We start from the raw sequence: 20,638 nt of genomic DNA, 5'->3' as shown, positions 1-20,638 counted from the left end.
CTGAGTTGAGACTCGCGCAAAGAACCTGCTAAAAGGCGCGCTGAAATGCCGGGGGGTGACTTATGCGCAATTGGCCGAAAAGCTGGCGACAATTGGGGTCGTCGAGAACGAGCGAAATCTTAACAACAAGATTAGCCGCGGCGGCTTCACGGCTGCGTTCTTGCTGCGATGCCTAAGCGCGATTGGGGCGCAAAATCTAAGGCTGGATTAGCGCTCGGAGGGGTAGCCTGCGCATTGGCGATGGCCCTCGTCATATCGTGGGGTCAGTCAGAAGGTGCCAAATACCAGCGGGAAGCCGATGAGCATGCTCGCGAATATTCCGCTTATACCTACGAGAAGGTAGCCAATACCTGCGTCCAAATGACGGTCGCTAAGAAGACGGAGTGCCTTGATGAAGCACGCCACGAAAGACGCGCATATGAGCGAGAAGAGTATGATCTCGTAGCGCAGCGAACTTCCGCGCTCTGGACCTATATCATGGGCGGTTCCGCCGTTTTCGGAATGATCCTGAGTGCTTTTGGCGTCTATTTGGTTTGGGCGACCTTTGCGGAAACGCGAGAGGCTAACGTCATAGCTCGACGCCAAGCCGACAAGGCGGAGCGAGACGCTACCGATTCCCGAAATGCAATGGTGCAGTCCGAGCGGGCCATCCTCTCCATTGTCCGCATGGCAGCATGGCCGACGCCGCTTGACGCCAAAGATGGCGCCATGATTGAAATTGCCGTGCTCAATCATGGGCGAACTAATGCGATCAATCTCCGGGTATTTTACACTCAAGTTGAAACGCCTATTTTCACCTTCAAGCTGAGTAAGGTGAACAACTTCGCGGAGATTGCCATTCCGAGCGTTGAGAAAATACTGACCCAATTTAAAGTCCGGAAACGCGCAAAATACCCTAGCTACCTGATCGGTTATCTCGAATACACTACCATCTACTCTGCTTCGTTTAAAACCTTCTTTTGTTATGAGATTACGGGCGTTCCAGTCCGAGATGGGATGGGCGGAGTGAACCACAACCTTGTCAGAGAAACCGCCTGCACCAATCTGCCATCCAGCACATAGCGCCGACATCGCCGACACCGCGCTAATCACGGCAACCGCCAACGGTACCGCATCCGGTGACATTCCTGTAACAGCTACATAATGCCGGTCATTCCCACGAACGGAATCCAGTAGCTGATGTCGCGATGTGATCCCTGCCGTTCTGGACAAGAAGACGCTCACCCAACCCTCTCCCGCGAAAGCGGGAGAGGGCTAAATTACGCATTTGGTTCCTCTGCGAAAGCGGGAGAGGGCTAAGGTCGAGCATTCGCTCCTTGGGCGGCCTATATACGAACCTGTAGGCCGGCTTAGCGCTTAGAACCGGAACTTGAGCGTGCCGCCCCATGTGCGCGGATCGCCCGGCTGGCCGGCGATGAGGCCGACATTGCCCGGCGCGACCTGCAGGTTCTCGATGAAGTTCACGTCGAACGCATTGCGCACCCAGCCGAAGACATCGAAGCCTTCGCCGCGGAAGCCGACGCGCAGGTTGGTGAGCGCATAGCCTTCCACATTGGTGTAGATCGACGGCGAGGCGTTGGAGTTCCAGTGCGAGCGGTAATTGCCGTCCACGCCGAAATAGACCTGACCTTCCTTGGCGAGCAGCGTGACGGGCACGTTATATTCCGCGCCATAGGAGAAGGCCCATTTCGACACGCCGGGCAGATCCTGCCCCGAAATGTCGCACTGGCGTGGGCTGAGGCCGCCGGGCGTGCCGGGGGCGCTCGGCGTCTGGCTGCCGTTCGCCGCGACGAAGGTGCCGCCGGAGAGCTCGGGCGGGCACGGCGCATTGGTGAACTTCTCATATTTGGCATCGGTATAGGCCGCGTTTGCATAGGCCGTGAACCGCTCGCTGGTGCGCACCTTGAAGTCTGCCTCTATGCCCTGCGAGCGGACCTTCTCGGCATTGGCGAGATAGCCGCGCACGGTGCCGAACTGGCCACCGTTCACCGTCGCCTGGAAATCGTCGATATCCGTGCGGAAGGCACTGAGGTTGAAGGTCGCCCGGCGATCCCAGAACTGGGTCTTGAGGCCGATCTCATAATGATTGACCGACTCCGGCCGAACGGTGCTGGCGGAGAGCACCGGCTGGTTGTTGGTATCGAGCGGCAGGCCGTTCTGGTTGATGCCCACGGTCTTGAAGCTCTTGGCATAGGTCGCATAGCCGAGGATATCGCGCGCGAACTTATAGTTCACGTTGAGGTCGTAGCTGAAGTTCCAGTCGCTGACCGACGGCTGAGTCAGCTGCGGCTGATAGACGCCGCACTGCGCGGTGAGCACGGCATTGCCCGCCGTGGCCGCGGGCGCGCAGCTGGTGATGAGCGCTCCCGAGCCCGTCGTCACGATGCGCTGATAGAAGCCGGTCTTCTTGTCATAGTTGAGGCGGACGCCCGGCTGGATGGTCAGTGCATCCGTCACCTTCCAGCTCAGCTGACCGAAGAGCGCCGCGCTGGTGCTCTTGAGATACTGGGTGTTGGCCGCGGTGAGGCCGTTCAGCACCTCGGGCCGATTATAGACGTTGTTCGGATCGGTGGAGGGCGCGAGGCTCCAGCGCGTGGCGTCGCGGCCCTGCTGCTCGGTGCCCTGCGTGTCGATCCGCTGCTTGAAGCCGAAGGCACCGACCACGAAGTCGATCTTCTGGCTCGTGTAATTGTAGCGGAACTCCTGGCTGTACTGATCCTGCTGCGAAGGGTTTTGCGAGCGGGAAACGACGGAGAGGCCCGTGAAATCGCGGTCATTCTCCGGCTTCCAGTCCCAGAAGCGCCAGGCCGTGACGGACGTGAAGGTGCCCGGTCCGACATCCCAGTTCACCTTCAGCGACGCGCCGCCGATCTTGTTGCCAGCGTTGAGGCTGGAATCGAGATCCGTGAGGCGGTCATAGGGATTGCGGCTGGGCACGGCGTAATTACGGCCAGGATTCGCAGCGTTGATCGCGTTGACCAGCGCGTCATACTGACGATTGAGCGGGCGCTGGGTCTGCCCAAGACGCACGAACACTGTGCCGCAGCATTCGGGGTCCTGCTTGCTGTAGTCGCCCGAGAGGGTGATGCTGAGATCCTCATTGGGTTTGAAGAGCAAGGTGCCGCGCAGGCCCAGATTGTCCTGCTCGTTGATGTAGCGCTGGGTCGCGGTGTTGAAATAGAGGCCGCGACGGCTGGTGGTCGCGACAGCGATGCGCGCGGCAACCTTGTCCGACAACGGGCCGGAGACGAACGCCTTGGCCTGCTTGTAGTTGAGGTTGCCGGCGGTCAGCTCCGCCCCGCCCTCGAAATCGAAGGTCGGCTGGTTGGTCGTGATGTTGATCGCGCCGGCCGTGGTGTTCTTGCCGTAGAGCGTGCCCTGCGGGCCGCGCAGCACCTCGACCTGGGCGACGTCGAGGAAGTCGAACGTGGCGGCGGCGACGCGCGAATTATACACATCGTCCACATAGATGCCGACGCCCTGCTCGAAACCATCGCTGGTGAGGCCAAACGGCACGCCAAGGCCACGGATGTTGACCGAGGTATTGCGCGGATTGGTGACGTAAACCTGCAGCGTCGGCGCAAGCTGCTGGAGTTTTACGACGTTGAAGTTGCCGGTCGCCTCGATGCTGTCGCCACGAATGACGGAGATGGCCAGCGGCACGTCCTGCGCGGTTTCCGTACGGCGGCGGGCCGTGACGACGATGACGTCGCCGCGCGGATTGGTGGACTGCGCGGCATCGTCCTGCGGCGCCTGAGCCTGTGCCGGTGGCGGTGCGGCCTCCTGCGCATGGACGGCGGATGCGCCGAGCGAAGCGGCAAGCCCGGTGAGCAGCGTGGGCACGAATCTGGTTCTGATGGACATTGGACAACCCCTTTTCAGCGCGACATCCGGCAGTCCGGTCCGTGGCGCACATCTGTTGATTGGTTGTCCGCCGCCGCGATCCGGCAGGTCCGGTCACGCGGCGGGGTGGGGCCGCAGGACATCGTGCCCGGCGGATTATTCGGCGGCGCTCAGGTGAAACGCTGGCGCTCGGTCACTTCGATCTGGACGACCCGGCCCTCGTGCAGAACGAGCTGCACCGAGCCGAAGCGCAATGTCTCCAGCGCGCGCTCGACGGCCTTGAGAGCCTCGCCATGCAGGCGCGGGCCGGAGTGCGAGGTCTCGGTCGTGAGGGCCATGAAACATATCTCCTTGCGAGGCGATCGTCTATTATCAACTTCTTTAGTTGACAATTAGATTTCGTTCAAAGGATTTCTCTATGTATGCAATAGAGAATATTGTGCGTGTATGTGGCAGGAGGCGCAAACGCTCCATTAACCACTTCTTAGCCCTTCTTCTCCACTTCTGCGGGGACATGGAGCGCTGGGGGACTCATGCCTGTTAACAATGCCGACAGTAAGGTGGACGTCGCGATCATCGGCGCTGGACCGGCGGGACTGACCGCCGCCTATCTGCTGACCAAGGCCGGCTACAGCGTCTCGGTCATCGAGAAGGACCCGCACTATGTCGGCGGGATCAGCCGCACGGTGGAGCATGAGGGCTTCCGCTTCGACATTGGCGGGCACCGCTTCTTCTCCAAGTCGCAGGACGTCGTGGCGCTCTGGAACGAAATCCTGCCGCACGACTTCATCGACCGCCCGCGCATGAGCCGCATCTTCTATGGCGGCCGCTTCTATTCCTATCCGCTGCGCGCCTTCGAGGCGCTGCGCAATCTCGGCCTCGTCAACTCCGCGCTGTGCATGGCAAGCTACGCCAAGGCGAAGCTGATGCCGATCCGCGAGGTCAGGAGCTTCGAGGACTGGGTGGTGAATCAGTTCGGCCGCAAGCTCTACCGCACCTTCTTCAAGACCTACACCGAGAAGGTGTGGGGCATGCCGTGCGACACCATGTCCGCCGACTGGGCCGCGCAGCGCATAAAGGGGCTGAGCCTGGGCGCCGCCGTGATGGACGGCCTCAAGCGGAGCCTGAAGCTCAACAAGGCACCCAATGACGGCATGGGCGCGAAGTCGCTGCTGGAGAATTTCCGCTATCCGCGCCTCGGCCCCGGCATGATGTGGGAGGCCGCGCGTGACCATGTGATCGCGGGTGGGAACAATGTGCTGATGGGCCATGCGCTGAAGCAGCTCAGCCTCGATCAGGTGACGGGCCGCTGGCGTGTGGCCGCAACCACCAGCGAGGGCGGCACGGCGACGATCGACGCCGCGCACGTCATCAGCTCCGCGCCGATGCGCGAACTCGCCGGCCGGCTTCACCCGGTGCCCGAGACGCTGGGCAACGCGCTGGCGCTCAAATATCGCGACTTCCTGACCGTGGCGCTGATGATCCGCTCGGACGATCTCTTCCCGGACAACTGGATCTATATCCACGACTCGAGCGTGAAGGTGGGCCGGGTACAGAACTTCCGCAGCTGGTCGCCGGAAATGGTGCCGGACCCGGAAATCGCCTGCGTGGGCCTTGAATATTTCTGCTTCGAGGGCGACGGCCTGTGGAGCGCGACCGACGACGATCTGGTGGCCCTCGCCACGCGCGAACTGGCGCAAATCGGCCTCGTCACGCCCGATCAGGTGATCGGCGGCACGGTCGTCCGTCAGGAGAAGGCCTATCCGGTCTATGACGATGCCTATGCGGCGCATGTCGCACAGATGCGGGCCGAGCTGGAAGAGCGTTTCCCGACCCTGCACCTTGTGGGCCGCAACGGCATGCATCGCTACAATAATCAGGATCATGCCATGATGACGGCGATGCTGACCGTGCGGAACATCGAGGCCGGCAGCCGCATCTACGACATCTGGGCAGTGAACGAAGACGCGGAGTATCACGAGGCAGGCCGCGACGGCGAGCAGGCCCGCGTGGCGCTGACCGCAGGCGAACGCGCCGCACTGGCCAGCGAACGCGCTGTACCGACGCCCGTGCCGACCCCCGCCAAGCGCGCGGCCTGACGCAATGACCGCCTATGGCATAGCCGCGACCTATCTGCGCTACGCGACGGCGAGCGTGGCGGCGCTGGCTGTCGACATGCTCGTCTTCCTCGCCGTGCTCCAGTCCGGTGGCGCCGCGACACGCGCTTCGGCGGCAGGCTATATGGTCGGCATCGTCGCGCACTGGATGCTGTCCTCGCGCTTCGTCTTCGGCAACCTCGCAGCGCGCGGCCCCGCCCGGTTGCGTCAGAAGGGGCTCTTCGTGGGATCGGCGCTGGTCGGGCTATTGCTCACCGTCGCAATCGTCGGGCTGGGCGAGGCTGCCGGCGTTCCGCCTATCCTTGCTAAAGGCGCGGCGATCATCGTCAGCTTTCAGGCGACCTATCTCCTGCGCAAGACCATCGTCTTCGCGGCGTAAGCAGCATGACGAACACTGGCACCCTCTCGCCGCGACTGGCCCATGGCCTTGTCGGGCTGATCTGGCTCGCGGTCTGCGCCATCATGATCCTGCGGGGCTGGAGCAGCATCCTTACGCTCGACTATCGCGACACGGACGACGCGCTCCGGCTGGTTCAGGTGCGTGACCTTCTGGCGGGCCAAAGCTTCTTCGATCTCGTCCAGCACCGCTTCGCCACCGCGACGCCCGTGGTCATGCACTGGTCCCGGCTGGTGGATGTGCCGATCGCGATACCGATCGCCCTTCTGACACCGATTGCGGGGACGGGCGCAGCCGAACGGATCACGCTGGTCACCGTCCCTCTCGTCCTGCTCGGTGGCCTGATGGCGCTTCTCTACGGACTGAGGCGACCGCTCGACCTGTCCCGCGCCACTGCCGTGCTTGCCTGCCTGCTCCTCGCGACCTCGCTCCCCATTCTCATCCAGTTCACGCCGCTGCGCATCGACCATCATGGCTGGCAGATCCTGATGGGCGCGGTCGCGCTCCATGGACTGCTCTACCCGGCCCAGCAGAGCGGCAAGGGTGCCCTCGTCGCGGGGCTGGCTCTGGCAGGCTGGATGCAAATCTCGATGGAGGGCTTGCCCTATGCGGTCGCGGCCGGACTCATCATTGCAATTGGCGATCTTGTCCGCCGGGATCGGCTGCGTTCGCTCATGGTCTATCTTGCAGCATTAACTGCTGCGTCCTGGCTGATGCTGCCGCTCGGCCATGGCGGCATGGCGGCCTTCCTCCCGGTGTGCGACGCCATCTCGCCCAGCCTCCTCATTCCGCTCACAACCTGCTGCGCAGTGCTTTTTGGCGCGCGCGCGCTTCTTCCGCTCGATCTTGGTTGGCAGCGCGCCATGGCGATGGCGCTTGCCGGGGCCGCCGGGGCCATCACTTATGTTTCGACTGCCTCCGCTTGTCTCGCCGGCCCGTTCGAGACGCTCACCCCGCTCGTCTATCGCCTCTGGTATCTTGGCGTCGCGGAGGGCCGACCTATTACCACCCAGACTCCCGCGCTGCAGGCCGCCATCCTGATGCCTGCCTTGTTCGGCGCGATCGGCTCGGCGCTCGCCCTGCGCGGCGCGAAGACTCCGCAACAGCGGGCGGCGTGGGGCTCGCTTCTGGCGATGCAGCTCTTTGCCTTTCTCGTGTCGCTGGACGTGATGCGCGCCATGGGCTTCGCCCATTTCACTGCCCTTCCGGGCAATGCCTGGCTGCTCGTGCGACTGGCGCAGCGCGCGCAAAGCCTGCGGGCCATGCCGATCCGGGTGATCGTGACAGCCGCGACGGCCCTGTTCTCGCCGCTTGGCGCCGCCTCCGCGACAGCCGCGATACTGGATGCCAGCCACAACGATACCAAACAGCCGGGCGCGTCCACCGAGGCGAGCTGCACGACCTCCCAGTCCGTGGCGGCGCTCGAAAAGGTCGCGCCCGCCCGCATTCTCGCTACGCTCGACGTGGGGCCGTATATTCTCGCCGCCACCCACAACAGCATCATCGGATCGGGCCATCACCGCAATATCACGGGCATGGATGCCGTGGTCCGCACGTTCGTCTCGTCACCCAATGCCGCACGCGAGACCGCGCGAAGGGCAGGCGCCGACTTCATCGTCTATTGTCCCGGTCTGGGCGAAGTGAAGCGGCTTGCCGAATTCGCGCCGAGAGGCCTGATGGCGATGCTTGAGAAGGACAATGTGCCCGGCTGGCTGACGCGTGTCCCGCTCCAGCCGAGCAACACGCTGCGCGTCTATCGGGTGGAGCGCACCTCCCGCTAAGCTGCCACGAAGCGCAGCGCCACGCCGTTCATGCAGTAGCGCTTGCCGGTGGGCGGCGGCCCATCATCGAAGACATGGCCCAGATGCCCGCCGCAGCGCGAGCAGTGGACTTCGGTGCGGGCATAGCCCAGCTCATGATCGACCGATGTGCCGATGGCGCGCGGCAAGGGCCGGTAGAAACTCGGCCAGCCGGTGCCGCTGTCAAACTTGGTCGCCGACGAATAGAGCGGTAGCGCGCAACCCGCGCACTGGAACACGCCCTTGCGATGCTCCTTGTCGAGCGGCGAGCTGAACGGCGCTTCGGTCGCACTCCGCCGCAACACATTATATTGACCCGCAGTGAGCCGCTTCTTCCACTCGGCATCCGTCAGGCGAAAGCGCGGATCGGTCGCGGGTGCAGCCGCCTCGACATCGCCGAACGGATCGAGACCGATCGTAAGCGCGACGATCGCCACGCCTGTGCCGGCCAGAAACACGCGCCTGTCGATCATGGCTTCATTCCTCCAATGCCTCATGCCGCCGCGACTCGGACTTCGCATTCATGCCCCTATAAGTTACGGCGAAAGCGCATGAACGCACCATTGCCAACCGACGACCTCAAGTCGCGCATTATGGCGCAGGCGCTGGCGCTCGGCTTCACGTCCTGCGCGGTGGCATCTCCCGATGCAATTCCGGAGGCGCCCGGTCGCCTGCGCCTGTGGCTCGACGAGGGCGCGCATGGCGAGATGGCGTGGATGGAGGCGCGAGCGGATCAGCGCTCTGATCCCGCCACTCTGTGGTCTGAAGTCCGCTCCATCCTGATGCTGGGCATGAGCTATGCGCCGAGCGCCGACCCAATGGCGCTCGGCGCGCATCCCGACCGGGGGCGCATCTCCGTCTATGCGCAAGGGCAGGACTATCACGATATCGTGAAGAAGGCGCTGAAGGCGCTCGCCCGCTGGATCGCGGAAGAGACGGGTGCGCCGCTCAAGGTCTTCGTCGATACGGCGCCGGTCATGGAGAAGCCGCTTGCCGCCGCGGCGGGGCTCGGCTGGCAGGGCAAGCACAGCAATCTGGTGAGCCGCGCGGAAGGGAGCTGGCTGTTCCTCGGCTCGATCTATCTCGCGGTCGCGCTGGCGCCCGACGGGCCGGGAAAGGACCGCTGCGGTTCGTGCGACGCCTGCCAGCGCGCCTGCCCGACCGACGCCTTCCCCGCGCCCTATCGGCTCGATGCGCGGCGCTGCATTTCCTACCTCACCATCGAGCATAAAGGGCCGATCCCGCACGATCTGCGCGAAGGCATCGGCAACCATGTCTATGGCTGCGACGACTGCCTTGCAGTCTGCCCGTGGAACAAGTTCGCGAAGACGGCGAATGCGCACCGGGCCTTCCTACCGCGCGCGGAGCTGGTCGCGCCCGCTCTTGCCGACCTGCTGGCGCTGGACGATGCCGGATTCCGGCAGGTCTTCGCCGGCTCGCCGATCAAGCGGATCGGCCGTGACCGCATGGTGCGCAACGCGGCAATCGCCGCAGGCAACAGCGGGGACAAGCGCCTGCTCGCGCGGCTTGAAGTCCTGCTTGCTGACCCCGACCCCGTCGTCGCGGAAGCCGCCGCCTGGGCTACCGGGCGGCTCAGCGCTTCAGAGCTCTAGCGCAATCCTGCCAGGGCATTGCCGTGCCGGTGGCCGTCTGCCGCGCCTCCGCATAAGTGACAACGGGCTCGCGGCGCTCCCTTGGCGGATAGAGATAAGCATCCATCACGCACTGGCCATTGCCGAACTGGAGCTTGTGTGCGGTGGGATCCCGAATATCCAGGCGGGGCTGGCCGAACTGCGCGATGAGATCCCGCGCACTGCTCCCGATGATGGTGGCGCCGCGCCCGCCCGAACGAGGCGGCGGACTGGCAGGCGTGAAGCCCGCCGAGGGCGGAACGATCGTGCCGCCACAACCCGCAAGCGCGACCGAGAGAAGCGGGACGATGCCTTGCAGGAGCTTCAAGACGCCAGTGCCTCACGCCGATGGAACAGATGCACGGCCATAGCCACGCTCAGCACGGGCGCAAACAGGTTCGCGACGGGCACCAGGAAAAGCAGCGCCGAGACGAGGCCAAGCTGCCAGCGCGCGGCGCGGCTGAAGCGGGCAACGCCGGGGTGGCGCGGCTCGATGAGCTCGGCAAGATCCCGGCCCAACAAATAGCTATTGAGCACCAGGAAGAGCAGCGCCGTGCCCACACCAGTGACCAGCAAGGCAAGATAGAGCGGCAGCGCGGCGAGGTTCCAGAAGAGCGCGCGAACGACCGAGCGGACGGAGACGCGGAGGCCCGCCATGAAGGGCACCGGCCGCGCGGCGGTGTGTGCGTCGGGATAATCCGCCGCCTCAACTGCCGATACGATCCGGTCTGCGAAGAGGCCGATGACGCCCATGGCGACGGCGCGAAACAGCAGCCAGCCGCAGGCGATGGCCGTGAGCGCAGCCAGCGTGGCGCTCGCAAAGCCCTCCATCTGCGTCCAGCCCGCCCAGGCGAACAGCCAGCCGAGGCCGAGCCAGAGCAGCGCGCCCAGAAGCGCGAAAACCAGCGCTGTCAGCAGCAGCGAGAGAAGCAGCACGCTCCGCACGCCGGGCAACAGCACGTCCGGAACGGCGCGGATCAGAGCAGCGACGATCATACCGCCTGTTTCCGCCCGCATCCGCGCGCCGTCAATGCGGCATTGCCTTATGCCCCACGCGCAGGCTAGTCCGGCGCCATCTCATCATCAGCCAAGGAAACCCTGCTTGTCCCAGCCCACTCTGGATGTCGTCGCGATCGGCAACGCAATCGTCGACGTGCTTGCCCGCGCCGACGACAGCTTCATCGCCGAACATGGCCTCACCAAGGGCGGGATGCAGCTCATCGACACGACGACTGCCGACGAACTCTACAGCGCGATGGGACCGGGCGTGGAAATCTCGGGCGGATCAGCGGCGAACACGCTCGCGGGTCTCGCGGCGATGGGCCGCAGCTGCGGCTTCATCGGGCAGGTCGCGCAGGACCAGCTCGGCAAGGTCTTCGCGCATGACATCCGCGCGCTCGGCATCCGGTTCGACACTGCATCGCGCGCGGGCGATCCGCCCACGGCGCTTTGTCTCATCATGGTGACGCCGGACGGCCAGCGCACGATGAACACCTTCCTCGGCGCGTCACAGTTTCTGCCGCCCGCCGCGATCGACGCGGATCTCATCCGCTCGGCCCGCATCCTGTATCTTGAGGGCTATCTCTGGGATCCGGAAGAGCCGCGCGCGGCGATGCGCAGCGCCATCGCCACGGCGCGCGAGGCGGGCCGCGAAATCGCCTTCACGCTCTCCGACGCCTTCGTGATCGAGCGCCACCGCGCCGACTTCCTGAAGCTCATCGACGAGGGGCTGATCGACATCCTCTTCGCCAACGAGACCGAGATTCTTTCGCTCACCCAAAGCACGGACTGCGAGAGCGCGATCGCGCAGGTCTCCGCGAAGGTGCCGACGCTGGTTGTCACACGCAGCGAGAAGGGCGCCATCGCCATCACTGGCGGCACACGTCATGAAGTGGCCGCCGCGCCGATTGCTCAGGTGGTCGACACCACTGGCGCGGGCGATCTCTTCGCGGCAGGCTTCCTCGCGGGTTATGTGGCCGGCAAGGCTCCGGCGCAAAGCCTGAAGATGGGCGCAATCGCCGCTGCGGAAATCATCAGCCATTTCGGCGCACGGCCGGAGGCGGATCTTAAGGCGCTGCTGGGCGACCTACTTTAGGACGCTTGCACATTCAGCTCTGACGGCCTGCAAATGGCCCCGTTCCGCGCTTCCGGTGCTCACGTACCGGAAGTACGCTGCGCTCCGGCTCACGTCACGAGACCATGTTGGCCTGCGGCCGTCTTCGACTCCGTCTCGTCATCATCTGAATGTGTGAACCGTCCTTGCGGATTCACCTCAGAAATATCTCCGCCAGCTCAGCAGGCACGCGGGCGATGCGGCCGCTGGCCTTGTCGACCATTGCCCAGGTGGTGCGCGCCGACACGCGCGGCTTGCCGTCCGGACCGATGAATTCGATCAACCGGTCGAAGCGAGCGCCTTTGGGCGGCTCGGCTACCCATGTGCGCGCTGTCACGCTCTCGCCCTCGCGGACATTACCGCGATAGTCGATCTCGTGGCGAGTCACGACCCAGACCGTGCTCTCCACATAATCCGGCGGGGCCAGCGACTCCCAGTGGGCAGTCGCAATCGCTTCCATCCAGCGCACCCATACCGCGTTGTTCACATGGCCCATGATGTCGATGTCACCCGCCTGCGCGGTAAAGATCATTTCGAAAGGCCGACTCACAGGCAATCACCTTGGCTACACGCGTAGAGGAGAGCCAATAATGGGAGCAGGGGCACGAGGAAAACGGGAAGCAGAGCCAGCAGCCACCAATGTCGATACTTCCAGCAACCGATCGCGACCGTGGCCGTGCCGACCATAGCGAGCGGCCAGCCCTGCAAGCCACCGACCAAGGAATTCCTAGACAAAATCATGAGCGCGATGAACGACAGTGCCGCAAGCAGAGCTACAACGTCCGGCCATTTCGCGCCCATGGGTTCAGCCCTCTACGCCGAGCTGCCAGAGGATGAAGGCGAACTCTTCCGCCGTCTCGCGCAGCGACTCCCAGCGCCCAGATTTGCCGCCATGGCCCGCGCCCATATTGGTCTTGAGCAGCAGGAGATTGTCATCGGTCTTGCTCGCACGGAGCTTCGCGACCCACTTGGCGGGCTCCCAATAGGTGACGCGCGGATCATTGAGTCCCGCCGTGACCAGCATCGGCGGATAGGGATGTGGCCCCACATTGTCGTAAGGGCTGTAGCTGGCAATCAGATCATAGGCATCCGCGTCCTCAATCGGATTGCCCCATTCGGGCCATTCGCCGGGCGTGAGCGGCAGCGTCTCGTCGAGCATGGTGTTGAGCACGTCGACGAAAGGCACATGCGCGACGACCGCGCCCCACAGATCGGGATCGCTATTGACGATCGCGCCCATCAGTTCGCCACCGGCCGATCCGCCAGCCGTCGCGATCCTGCCCGCCTGCGTATAGCCAAGCGCGATGAGCCCGCGCGCCACGTCCACGAAGTCGTTGAACGTGTTGGTGCGCTTCTCTAGCTTGCCGTCCAGATACCATTGCTGGCCGAGATCGTCGCCGCCCCGGATATGGGCGATGGCATAGGCAAAACCGCGATCGACGAGGCTGAGCCGCGTCGTCGAGAAGCCGGGCTCCATGGCGATGCCATAGGCGCCATAGCCGTAAAGATAGAGCGGCCGGGAGCCGTCCATCGGGAAATCCCGGCGGTGAACGATGGAAACGGGGACCGGCGTTCCGTCCCGCGCGGTGATCGTCAGGCGTGTCGTGGCGTACAGCGAGGGATCATAGCCCGAGGGGATTTCCTGCACCTTGAGCACTGTGCGCGTATCGGTCGCGAGGTCGAAATCGAGGATCGTCTCAGGAGAAACCATCGATTCGTAGCTCAGCCGCAGCTTGGCGACGTCATATTCCGGATTGTCGTCCAGCCCGGCCGAGTAGCTCGCCTCCGGAAAGTCGATCGGTCGCGCAGCGTTCGTCGCATAATCGCGAATGTCGATGCGATCGAGTCCAGCCTTCTCACCCGCTGTGTCCCGCCCTTCTGTGACGTAGAAGCTTTTGAACAGCGATACGTCCGTCAGATAGAAATCGTCGCGGGGCGGCAGCACGCTCTCCCACTGGTCCGGCGTCTCGACCCGCGCACGGGCAAGGCGGAAATTGGGGTGTTCGTCGTTGGTGCGGATGTAGAGCCAGCCCTCATGCTCATCCACGTCATATTCCCGGCCTTCGACGCGAGCCGAGACCAGACGCGGCGCGGCGGTCGCGTCATTCGAAGGGACGAGCCAGACCTCGCTGGTGACATGGTCGCCGGTGCCGATGACGATCCAGTTCTCGGCGGAGGTGATGCCGATGGAGACCCGGAAGCCTTCGTCTTCCTCATGATAGAGCTGGACATCGGCGCTCGTCTCCGTGCCGAGACGATGGAGCATCGCTTTGTCCGTGCGCCAGTGGGCATTGGCGGGCGCATAGACGAGGCCGGCATTGTCGCGGGTCCACACCAGCGCGGAAAGCACATCCGGGATCTCATCGGGGAGCAGGCTGCCGTCGGCGAGATCCTTGACCCGCGCCGTGAAGCGCTCCGAGCCATTGTCGTCGATCGCATAGGCAAGATAGCGCCCGTCCGGCGAGACCGAAACCGCGCCGAGCCGGAAATACTCCTTGCCCTCGGCAAGCGCCGGCTCATCGAGGATGAGCATGTCCGCCGAGCCGTCGTCCGGCGCGCCGACCGCGCGGCGCCAGTGGCGGCGATATTGCTCGCCTTCCTCGAAGCTGCTCCAGTAGAGCCAGTCGCCGTCCTTCTGCGGCACCGAGGTATCGGCTTCCTTGATACGCGCCTTCATCTCGGTGAAGAGCGCGTCGACCAGCGGCTTGCGGGCGGCCATCTGCCCCTCGAAAAAGGCGTTCTCCGCTTCGAGATAGCCTAGCACCTCCTTGTCCGTGACTTCGGGATAGCCCGGATCGCGCAGCCATGCCCACGGATCATCGAGCGTGCGGCCATGGTAAGTGGCGCTATGCGGGCGGGCGGGCGCGAGCGGTGGCGTGGTGTTGCCAGAAATGCTATCGGTCATGGCGGGGAGATAGAGGCAGCAGCCCGCCGGCTCAATGGCTTCGCTCAAAGACCAGAGGCGACATCGCGGCGCTTTGCCCTACGCCATCACGCGCTGGCTGCTCGATGCGCTCACGACGCGCTGAGTCGGCACTCGTAAGCGGCCGTCACATCTTGTTTGACGCCCATCAGCTTCACCACCTTGCCTTCGCTCAGCACCGGCACTGCCGAAAGGCGCATCCAGCGCATATCCCCGCCGATGGGGCGGATCTGCGCGTCGAGCGTGAAACCCCGGTGATGGCGAATGGCATAGGCACGCAACATCTCCATGGCGCGGCCCGACTCCGGCTCATAAAGCGAGACCACGAAAGCGCGCTCGATCCGCTCCTCGCGCGGCAGGCCGAAAAGATCATACACCGCTGCCGACCATTCGAGCTTTTCGGTCGCGAGGTCGCAGGACCATATGCCGGCGCTCTGCCGGGCGAGGCGCCCGGCCAGAAGGGACAGCGGATCTGGCTCCGCGTTCGCCGGGATTCCGAGGCCATCAACGACAGTCGGAATGAACCGCGAGAAGCGGGACGCCATCTCGCAGAGCGGCCAGCTATGATGGAGCGGAAGAGGTTCTGTCGCGCGCATATTTGCCAAACCCGGATGACTGACACCCGCATCGCAGGAACACGTAAAATGTCAATGAATCTCAGGCGAGCAGCGGAGCCGGGCGGGCTGGCATGTCCCGCCGAAAACCCTATGTTGCGGCAAAACAGTATCGGGAACGCCATCCATGTCGAGTTATGAAGACCGCCTTGTCGCCCTGCGCGCCCAACTGGCCCGGCAGCGGCTGGATGGGTTCGTCGTACCGCTCACAGATGAGCATATGAGCGAGTATGTGGGTGCCTATGCCCAGCGGCTCGCCTGGCTCACTGGTTTTCAGGGCTCGGCCGGAAGCGGCGTGGTGCTGCCGCAGGAGGCCGCCATCTTCGTGGACGGGCGCTATACGCTGCAGGTGCGCGACCAGGTGGATGGGCGCCACTGGCAATATGTGGGCGTGCCGCAGACCAGCGTGGCGGCATGGCTCGGCGCGCATGCGCCCGATGGCGCCCGTATCGGCTATGATCCCTGGCTGCACACCCGCAAATGGGTGGAGGATGCCAGCGCCGCGCTGGCGGGAAAGAGCGCGACTCTGGTGGCGGTCGATACCAATCCCGTCGATGCGGTCTGGCCCGACAAGCCGGCGCCAAGCGACGCGCGCCTCGTGCCGCATGGGGATGCCTTTGCGGGCAAATCCTCGGCGGAGAAGCGCGCAGCGATGGTCGACTGGCTGAAGGCGCAGGGCCTCGACGCGGTCGTGCTCTCCGCGCTCGATTCGATCGCCTGGACCTTCAACATCCGCGGGCAGGATGTGAGCCGCACGCCAGTCGCGCTCGCTTTCGCACTGCTCCATGCGGACGGCACGGCGGAGCTTTTCGTGGCGCCGGAAAAGATCGACGCGGACGTCCGCGCGCATCTGGGCAACGCCGTCACCATCCGCGACCGCAAGGACTTCTCGGCGGCGCTCGCCGACCTCTCGGGCAAGACCGTCGCGGTCGATCCACAGCGCGCGGTCGCCGCCATTTTCGACGCGATCGATCAGGCGGGCGGAACGATCAGAGCCGTGCGCGACCCCGCCGTGCTGCCCAAGGCAATCAAGAACGCCACCGAAATCGCGGGCACGAAGGCCGCCCATAGCCGCGATGGCGCCGCGCTCTGCCGCTTCCTCCATTGGCTCGACGCGGAGGCGGGCAAGGGCGGCGAGACCGAAATCAGCGCATCCGACCGGCTGGAAGCGTACCGGCAGGAGACCGGGCTGCTGACCGACCTCAGCTTCGACACCATTTCCAGCTCCGGCCCCAATGGCGCGGTGGTTCACTACAAGGCGAGCGAAGAAACCAACCGGCCGATCGAGTCGGACACGCTCTACCTCGTCGACTCGGGTGGCCAATATCGCGACGGGACCACGGATGTGACCCGCACTATCGCGATCGGCACGCCGAGCGCGGAGATGAAGCGCAATTTCACACTGGTGCTCAAAGGGCATATCGCCCTTGCCACCGCGCAGTTCCCCAAGGGCACGCGCGGCGGCCAGCTCGACATATTGGCGCGGCAGCACCTCTGGGCGCACGGCCTCGACTATGCCCATGGCACGGGGCACGGCGTAGGCAGCTTCCTCTCCGTCCACGAAGGACCGCAGCGCATCGCCACCTATGACGGCGGCGACGAACCGCTGGCGGAAGGCATGATCATTTCCAACGAGCCGGGCTATTACAAGACCGGCGCTTACGGCATCCGTATCGAGAATCTTGTCCTCGTCGAGGTGCGGGATGTGCCGGGGGCGGAGAAGCCCTTCCTCGGCTTCGAGACGCTGACGCTGGCACCGATCGACCGGCATCTGGTGGACGTGCCGATCATGTCGGCAGCGGAACTCGACTGGCTCAACGACTACCACGCCCGCGTTCTGGCGGAGATCGGCCCGCAGCTCGATAGGGCGGAAAAGGCCTGGCTCGAACAGGCCTGCGCGCCGATCCGCTGAGGCGCGAATCGCACACACAGAAAATCGGCGCCGGACGGGAGGTCCGACGCCGATTCGCATTTCGATAATGCGCTGCCAGCCGGGCGAACCGGCCAGAGAACGACTCAGGCCAGCGCGGCGACGCGCTTCGTGAGACGGCCGAACTTGCGGGCCGCAGTGTTCTTGTGAAGCACGCCGCGTGCCACGCCACGCGCCATCTCGGGCTGAGCAGCCTGCAGGGCGGTCTGGGCAGCAGCCTTGTCGCCCGAGTCGAGCGCAGCTTCCACCTTCTTCACCAGCGTGCGGATGCGGCTGGTACGAGCGCCATTGATCTCGGCACGGCGGGCGTTGCGACGGATGCGCTTACGGGCTTGCGGCGTATTGGCCATTTATTCCTCGATCATTCCTGTTGCGTGTGGCGCGCGGGCGAATCCACCCTGGGGCGCGCCGCCTGTCTCGCGAAGGCCGGGCCTTTAGCGAGATTGCCCTGCCCGGTCAACCGGTGAGAGTTGGAAAACAGGCTCTCAGACATAGCGGGCTGCCGACTCGAGCAAATCCTCGGCCTGACCGGAGGCGGCATCGAGGAGGCGCTTCTCCAGCGTCGCCAGTCGCGCCTTCGACTCGATCTTCCCGCCAAAGAGGTCGGTAAGATAGAAGGTGTCGACCGCACGCTCGCCGAAGGTCGCGACATGCGCGGAGTGGACCATCACTTTCGACTGAAACAGCGCATAAGCGAGGCTGAGGAGAAGCGCCGGCCGATCGCGCGCCATGACTTCCACGACTGTGAAGCGATTCGACGCCTTGTTGTTGATGAGCACGCTGGGCGCCACCTCGAACGCTTCGGCACGAGTGCGGGCCAGCGGCCGCTGGTCCAGCCGGGCCATCAGCTTGTGGCGATTGTCCAGCGCATCTTCGATGGCGCGCGTGATCCGCTCAAGCTGCTGGGGCTGATCGAATGCGCCACCGAGCGGCGTCTGCACCAGCAGATTGTCGAGTGCGGTGCCGTCCTTGAGCGTGTGGATGCGCGCGTCGATAATGCTGCCGCCCGCCAGGTGGATCGCGCCGGCAATACGATAGAAAAGACCGGGATGATCGGCGGCATAGACCGTGACGAGCGTGGCGCCGCGCTCTGGATAGACTTCCGCCGTGATGGAGAGACTGTCCGTGCCCGCCTTGAGCAGGTGACGCGCGTTATGCTCCAAAATGTCCTGCGGTTCGGCGATCCAGTACGCATCGGGGAACCGGTCCACGAGGCGGTGAAAGCGCTTCTCCTCGATGTCCAGCGCTGCCTGCAGCAGCTCCCGCTTCTCGGCAATGCGCTCTGCCCGGCCGCGCTGCTTGTGCCCCGGGCGAATCAGCTCTTCGGCCGCGTCGTGAAGTTCGGCGATGAGCTGACGCTTCCAGCCGTTCCAGACGCCCGGGCCAACGGCGCGGATGTCCACGATGGTCAGCAGCACCAGCAGGCGCAGACGCTCGTGACTCTGCACGACCTCGACAAAATCGAGGATCGTCTTGTAGTCGGCCAGATCGCGCTTGAAGGCCGTGGCCGACATCAGCAGATGATGGCGCACCAGCCAGGCCACCGTCTCCGTCTCGGCAGGAGAGAGGCCCAGACGCGGACAAAGCTTGCCGGCGACTTCTGCGCCCAGAATCGAATGGTCGCCGCCGCGCCCCTTGGCAATGTCATGCAGGAGCACAGCGACATAGAGCACGCGGCGGGACGTGATCTTGCCGATAATCGCGGAGGCGATCGGATGATCGTCCTTGAGTTCGCCCTTCTCGATGCGCGCCAGAAGGCCAATGGCGCGGATGGTATGCTCGTCGACCGTGTAGTGATGGTACATGTCGAACTGCATCTGCGCGACGACGCGGCCAAAATCGGGAACGAAGCGGCCGAACACACCCGCCTCGTTCATCCAGCGCAGCACCTTCTCGGGGTCGCGCTGCGACGTAAGCACATCGAGGAAAAGCGCGTTGGCGCGGGGATCGTTGCGGACCCTCGCATCGATGAGGTTCGCATCCCGATTGAGCGCACGCATCGTATTCGGGTGGATGGCGAGGTCGTGCTTGTCCGCCAGCGCGAAGATTTCGATCATTCTGACCGGATCGGCCTGCAGAAAATCATCGCTTGGAATCGTGATGCGGCCGCGATCCAGAATAAAGCCGTCGAGCCGGCGCGGACGACGGAAAAACGCCGGAATATTGCGAATATAGCGCCTGCCGCGCTGGGCAAAGGCATCATCGAGATGAGCGAGGAAGACGCCGGTGAGATCGCCCACAACCTTGGCGTTAAGGAAGTAGAAGCGCATGAAGCGCTCGACCCCGGAGCGGCCGCGGCGCTCGATAAAGCCCATCCGGTTCGCGACCTCCAGCTGAAGGTCGAAGGTCAGCCGATCTTCCGCGCGACCGGAAATCTCGTGCAGATGGCAACGGACCGCCCAGAGGAAATTCTCGGCCTTCTGGAACTGGCTGAGCTCCGCGCGGGTCAGCAAACCCACTTCGACCAGCTCCGCCACGCTGCGCACGCGATAGACATATTTGCCGATCCAGAAGAGGGCGTGCAGATCCCGCAGGCTGCCCTTGCCTTCCTTCACGTTCGGCTCGACGACATAGCGGCTGTCGCCCATGCGCTGATGCCGTTCCTCGCGCTCGGCGAGCTTGTCTGCAATGAAGGTGCGCGCCGTACCCTGCATCACGTCCGCATCGAACCGGCGGCTCACTTCCTCGAAGATCGCGCGCTCGCCCCAAATGAAACGCGCCTCAAGCAGCGCCGTGCGGATGGTGAGATCCGACTTCGCCATGCGGATCGTCTCGTCGATCGACCGGCTGGAATGGCCCACCTTGAGGCCGAGATCCCAGAGGGAGTACAGCATCGCCTCGATGACCTGCTCGGTCCAGCCCGTCGCCTTATAGGGCAGGATGAAGCCGAGATCGACATCGCTATGCGGCGCCATCTCCCCGCGACCATAGCCGCCCACGGCGATCAGCGCCATGCGTTCGGCCGTGGTGGGATTGTTGTTGGGGTACACGTGCGCGACCGTCGCATCGTAGAGGATGCGGATCAGCTGATCCATGAGGAACGCCTGTGCTGCCACTGCCTCGCGACCGCGCGTGGGATTGAGCGCGAGTCGCCGCGAGACCTCCGCACGCCCCGCCGCCAGCGCGTCGCGCAGGCCCGCGACGATGATCTCGCGCGGAGAGCGCTTGTCGGTCGCAGAAGCAATCGCCGTTTCGATCGCTTCGACGACATGTCGCCGCTCAATGATCGCGCGCCGGCTGGGGAGGGAATCGAAGATGCTAGACATTGCGA

The 20,638-nt window shown here is 64.3% G+C and carries 18 protein-coding genes; 8 read left to right on the top strand and 10 right to left on the bottom strand.

The genetic code is table 11. The annotated features are described in order from the left end of the window. Positions 1–55 precede the first annotated feature (55 nt). Both ACNAOH_RS09160 and ACNAOH_RS09155 read left to right on the top strand, forming a co-directional pair. Entirely contained in the window at positions 56–211 is a 156-nt protein-coding gene (locus ACNAOH_RS09160) for a DUF6471 domain-containing protein (protein WP_443969884.1), read from the top strand. Further along, a complete protein-coding gene (locus ACNAOH_RS09155) occupies positions 169–1,062 on the top strand; it encodes a hypothetical protein (protein ID WP_443972162.1) in 894 nt (297 codons plus the stop codon). Before ACNAOH_RS09160 ends, ACNAOH_RS09155 begins: the two co-directional genes overlap by 43 nt. Positions 1,063–1,356: 294 nt before the next feature. On the opposite strand, the gene ACNAOH_RS09150 is transcribed toward ACNAOH_RS09155, so the two are convergent. Both ACNAOH_RS09150 and ACNAOH_RS09145 read right to left on the bottom strand, forming a co-directional pair. Beyond that, complete coding sequence (locus ACNAOH_RS09150; RefSeq protein ID WP_443969883.1) at positions 1,357–3,864, bottom strand: TonB-dependent receptor; 2,508 nt, start codon at positions 3,862–3,864, stop codon at positions 1,357–1,359. A 149-nt stretch (positions 3,865–4,013) separates the two neighbouring features. Beyond that, positions 4,014–4,181 carry a YezD family protein gene (locus ACNAOH_RS09145; protein WP_443969882.1) on the bottom strand — a complete coding sequence of 56 codons (168 nt, stop codon included), beginning with the start codon at positions 4,179–4,181 and terminating at the stop codon, positions 4,014–4,016. 195 nt (positions 4,182–4,376) lie between these two features. Between ACNAOH_RS09145 and ACNAOH_RS09140 the strand changes: the two genes are divergently transcribed. The 3 genes from ACNAOH_RS09140 to ACNAOH_RS09130 are packed head-to-tail and all read left to right on the top strand — an operon-like array spanning position 4,377 to position 8,138. Further along, on the top strand, positions 4,377–5,942 hold the full coding sequence (locus ACNAOH_RS09140; RefSeq protein WP_443969881.1) for an NAD(P)/FAD-dependent oxidoreductase: 1,566 nt from the start codon (positions 4,377–4,379) through the stop codon (positions 5,940–5,942). Between the two features lie 4 nt (positions 5,943–5,946). Next, positions 5,947–6,339, top strand: coding sequence for a GtrA family protein (locus ACNAOH_RS09135; protein ID WP_443969880.1), 393 nt, complete (start codon positions 5,947–5,949; stop codon positions 6,337–6,339). Positions 6,340–6,344: 5 nt separating this feature from the next. Next, on the top strand, positions 6,345–8,138 hold the full coding sequence (locus ACNAOH_RS09130; protein ID WP_443969879.1) for a hypothetical protein: 1,794 nt from the start codon (positions 6,345–6,347) through the stop codon (positions 8,136–8,138). Here ACNAOH_RS09130 and msrB read toward each other — a convergent pair. After that, positions 8,135–8,629, bottom strand: coding sequence for a peptide-methionine (R)-S-oxide reductase MsrB (gene msrB, locus ACNAOH_RS09125; protein WP_443969878.1), 495 nt, complete (start codon positions 8,627–8,629; stop codon positions 8,135–8,137). The two genes, ACNAOH_RS09130 and msrB, sit on opposite strands and share 4 nt — an antisense overlap. A 78-nt stretch (positions 8,630–8,707) precedes the next feature. On the opposite strand from msrB, the gene queG reads away from it, so the two are divergent. Then, a complete protein-coding gene (queG, locus tag ACNAOH_RS09120) occupies positions 8,708–9,769 on the top strand; it encodes a tRNA epoxyqueuosine(34) reductase QueG (RefSeq protein ID WP_443969877.1) in 1,062 nt (353 codons plus the stop codon). Here the strand turns inward: queG and ACNAOH_RS09115 are convergent. Next, a complete protein-coding gene (locus ACNAOH_RS09115) occupies positions 9,750–10,115 on the bottom strand; it encodes a hypothetical protein (protein ID WP_443969876.1) in 366 nt (121 codons plus the stop codon). The genes queG and ACNAOH_RS09115 overlap by 20 nt on opposite strands. Beyond that, complete coding sequence (locus tag ACNAOH_RS09110; protein WP_443969875.1) at positions 10,112–10,804, bottom strand: EI24 domain-containing protein; 693 nt, start codon at positions 10,802–10,804, stop codon at positions 10,112–10,114. The genes ACNAOH_RS09115 and ACNAOH_RS09110 overlap by 4 nt, the downstream gene beginning before the upstream one ends. A 28-nt stretch (positions 10,805–10,832) precedes the next feature. Here ACNAOH_RS09110 and ACNAOH_RS09105 point away from each other — a divergent pair, with 28 nt between their 5' ends. Then, positions 10,833–11,882 (top strand): adenosine kinase, encoded by a 1,050-nt coding sequence (locus ACNAOH_RS09105; RefSeq protein WP_443969874.1) that lies wholly within the window; start codon positions 10,833–10,835, stop codon positions 11,880–11,882. Positions 11,883–12,054: 172 nt separating this feature from the next. Here the strand turns inward: ACNAOH_RS09105 and ACNAOH_RS09100 are convergent, their stop codons facing one another. From ACNAOH_RS09100 to ACNAOH_RS09090, 3 genes are all read right to left on the bottom strand, one after another. Beyond that, positions 12,055–12,450, bottom strand: a complete 396-nt coding sequence (locus ACNAOH_RS09100; protein ID WP_443969873.1) for an acyl-CoA thioesterase — start codon at positions 12,448–12,450, stop codon at positions 12,055–12,057. Positions 12,451–12,705: 255 nt separating this feature from the next. Further along, entirely contained in the window at positions 12,706–14,805 is a 2,100-nt protein-coding gene (locus tag ACNAOH_RS09095) for a S9 family peptidase (protein WP_443972094.1), read from the bottom strand. Positions 14,806–14,915: 110 nt separating this feature from the next. Continuing rightward, complete coding sequence (locus tag ACNAOH_RS09090) at positions 14,916–15,419, bottom strand: PAS domain S-box protein (protein ID WP_443969872.1); 504 nt, start codon at positions 15,417–15,419, stop codon at positions 14,916–14,918. 145 nt (positions 15,420–15,564) lie between these two features. Between ACNAOH_RS09090 and ACNAOH_RS09085 the strand changes: the two genes are divergently transcribed. Further along, positions 15,565–17,349, top strand: a complete 1,785-nt coding sequence (locus ACNAOH_RS09085) for an aminopeptidase P family protein (protein WP_443969871.1) — start codon at positions 15,565–15,567, stop codon at positions 17,347–17,349. 104 nt (positions 17,350–17,453) lie between these two features. Here ACNAOH_RS09085 and rpsT read toward each other — a convergent pair whose 3' ends face one another. Beyond that, positions 17,454–17,717, bottom strand: coding sequence for a 30S ribosomal protein S20 (gene rpsT, locus ACNAOH_RS09080; protein WP_443969870.1), 264 nt, complete (start codon positions 17,715–17,717; stop codon positions 17,454–17,456). 135 nt (positions 17,718–17,852) lie between these two features. Next, positions 17,853–20,633: a [protein-PII] uridylyltransferase gene (locus ACNAOH_RS09075; RefSeq protein ID WP_443969869.1), complete on the bottom strand. Its 2,781-nt coding sequence runs from the start codon at positions 20,631–20,633 to the stop codon at positions 17,853–17,855. Between the last annotated feature and the right edge of the window lie 5 nt (positions 20,634–20,638).

Source organism: Sphingobium sp. CR28, from assembly GCF_052327305.1.
GTDB lineage: Bacteria > Pseudomonadota > Alphaproteobacteria > Sphingomonadales > Sphingomonadaceae > Sphingobium.
This window is presented reverse-complemented; position numbering and strand designations above follow the sequence as displayed.

Excerpts from the sequence above, each read along its gene's own strand:
- ACNAOH_RS09150 (WP_443969883.1), bottom strand. The coding sequence starts at position 3,864 with ATGTCCATCAGAACCAGATTCGTGCCCACGCTGCTCACCGGGCTTGCC.
- ACNAOH_RS09075 (WP_443969869.1), bottom strand. The coding sequence starts at position 20,633 with ATGTCTAGCATCTTCGATTCCCTCCCCAGCCGGCGCGCGATCATTGAG.
- ACNAOH_RS09085 (WP_443969871.1), top strand. The coding sequence starts at position 15,565 with ATGTCGAGTTATGAAGACCGCCTTGTCGCCCTGCGCGCCCAACTGGCC.
- ACNAOH_RS09130 (WP_443969879.1), top strand. The coding sequence starts at position 6,345 with ATGACGAACACTGGCACCCTCTCGCCGCGACTGGCCCATGGCCTTGTC.
- ACNAOH_RS09140 (WP_443969881.1), top strand. The coding sequence starts at position 4,377 with ATGCCTGTTAACAATGCCGACAGTAAGGTGGACGTCGCGATCATCGGC.
- ACNAOH_RS09145 (WP_443969882.1), bottom strand. The coding sequence starts at position 4,181 with ATGGCCCTCACGACCGAGACCTCGCACTCCGGCCCGCGCCTGCATGGC.
- ACNAOH_RS09095 (WP_443972094.1), bottom strand. The coding sequence starts at position 14,805 with ATGACCGATAGCATTTCTGGCAACACCACGCCACCGCTCGCGCCCGCC.
- rpsT (WP_443969870.1), bottom strand. The coding sequence starts at position 17,717 with ATGGCCAATACGCCGCAAGCCCGTAAGCGCATCCGTCGCAACGCCCGC.
- ACNAOH_RS09155 (WP_443972162.1), top strand. The coding sequence starts at position 169 with ATGCCTAAGCGCGATTGGGGCGCAAAATCTAAGGCTGGATTAGCGCTC.
- ACNAOH_RS09090 (WP_443969872.1), bottom strand. The coding sequence starts at position 15,419 with ATGCGCGCGACAGAACCTCTTCCGCTCCATCATAGCTGGCCGCTCTGC.
- ACNAOH_RS09135 (WP_443969880.1), top strand. The coding sequence starts at position 5,947 with ATGACCGCCTATGGCATAGCCGCGACCTATCTGCGCTACGCGACGGCG.
- msrB (WP_443969878.1), bottom strand. The coding sequence starts at position 8,629 with ATGATCGACAGGCGCGTGTTTCTGGCCGGCACAGGCGTGGCGATCGTC.
- queG (WP_443969877.1), top strand. The coding sequence starts at position 8,708 with ATGAACGCACCATTGCCAACCGACGACCTCAAGTCGCGCATTATGGCG.
- ACNAOH_RS09110 (WP_443969875.1), bottom strand. The coding sequence starts at position 10,804 with ATGCGGGCGGAAACAGGCGGTATGATCGTCGCTGCTCTGATCCGCGCC.
- ACNAOH_RS09105 (WP_443969874.1), top strand. The coding sequence starts at position 10,833 with ATGCCCCACGCGCAGGCTAGTCCGGCGCCATCTCATCATCAGCCAAGG.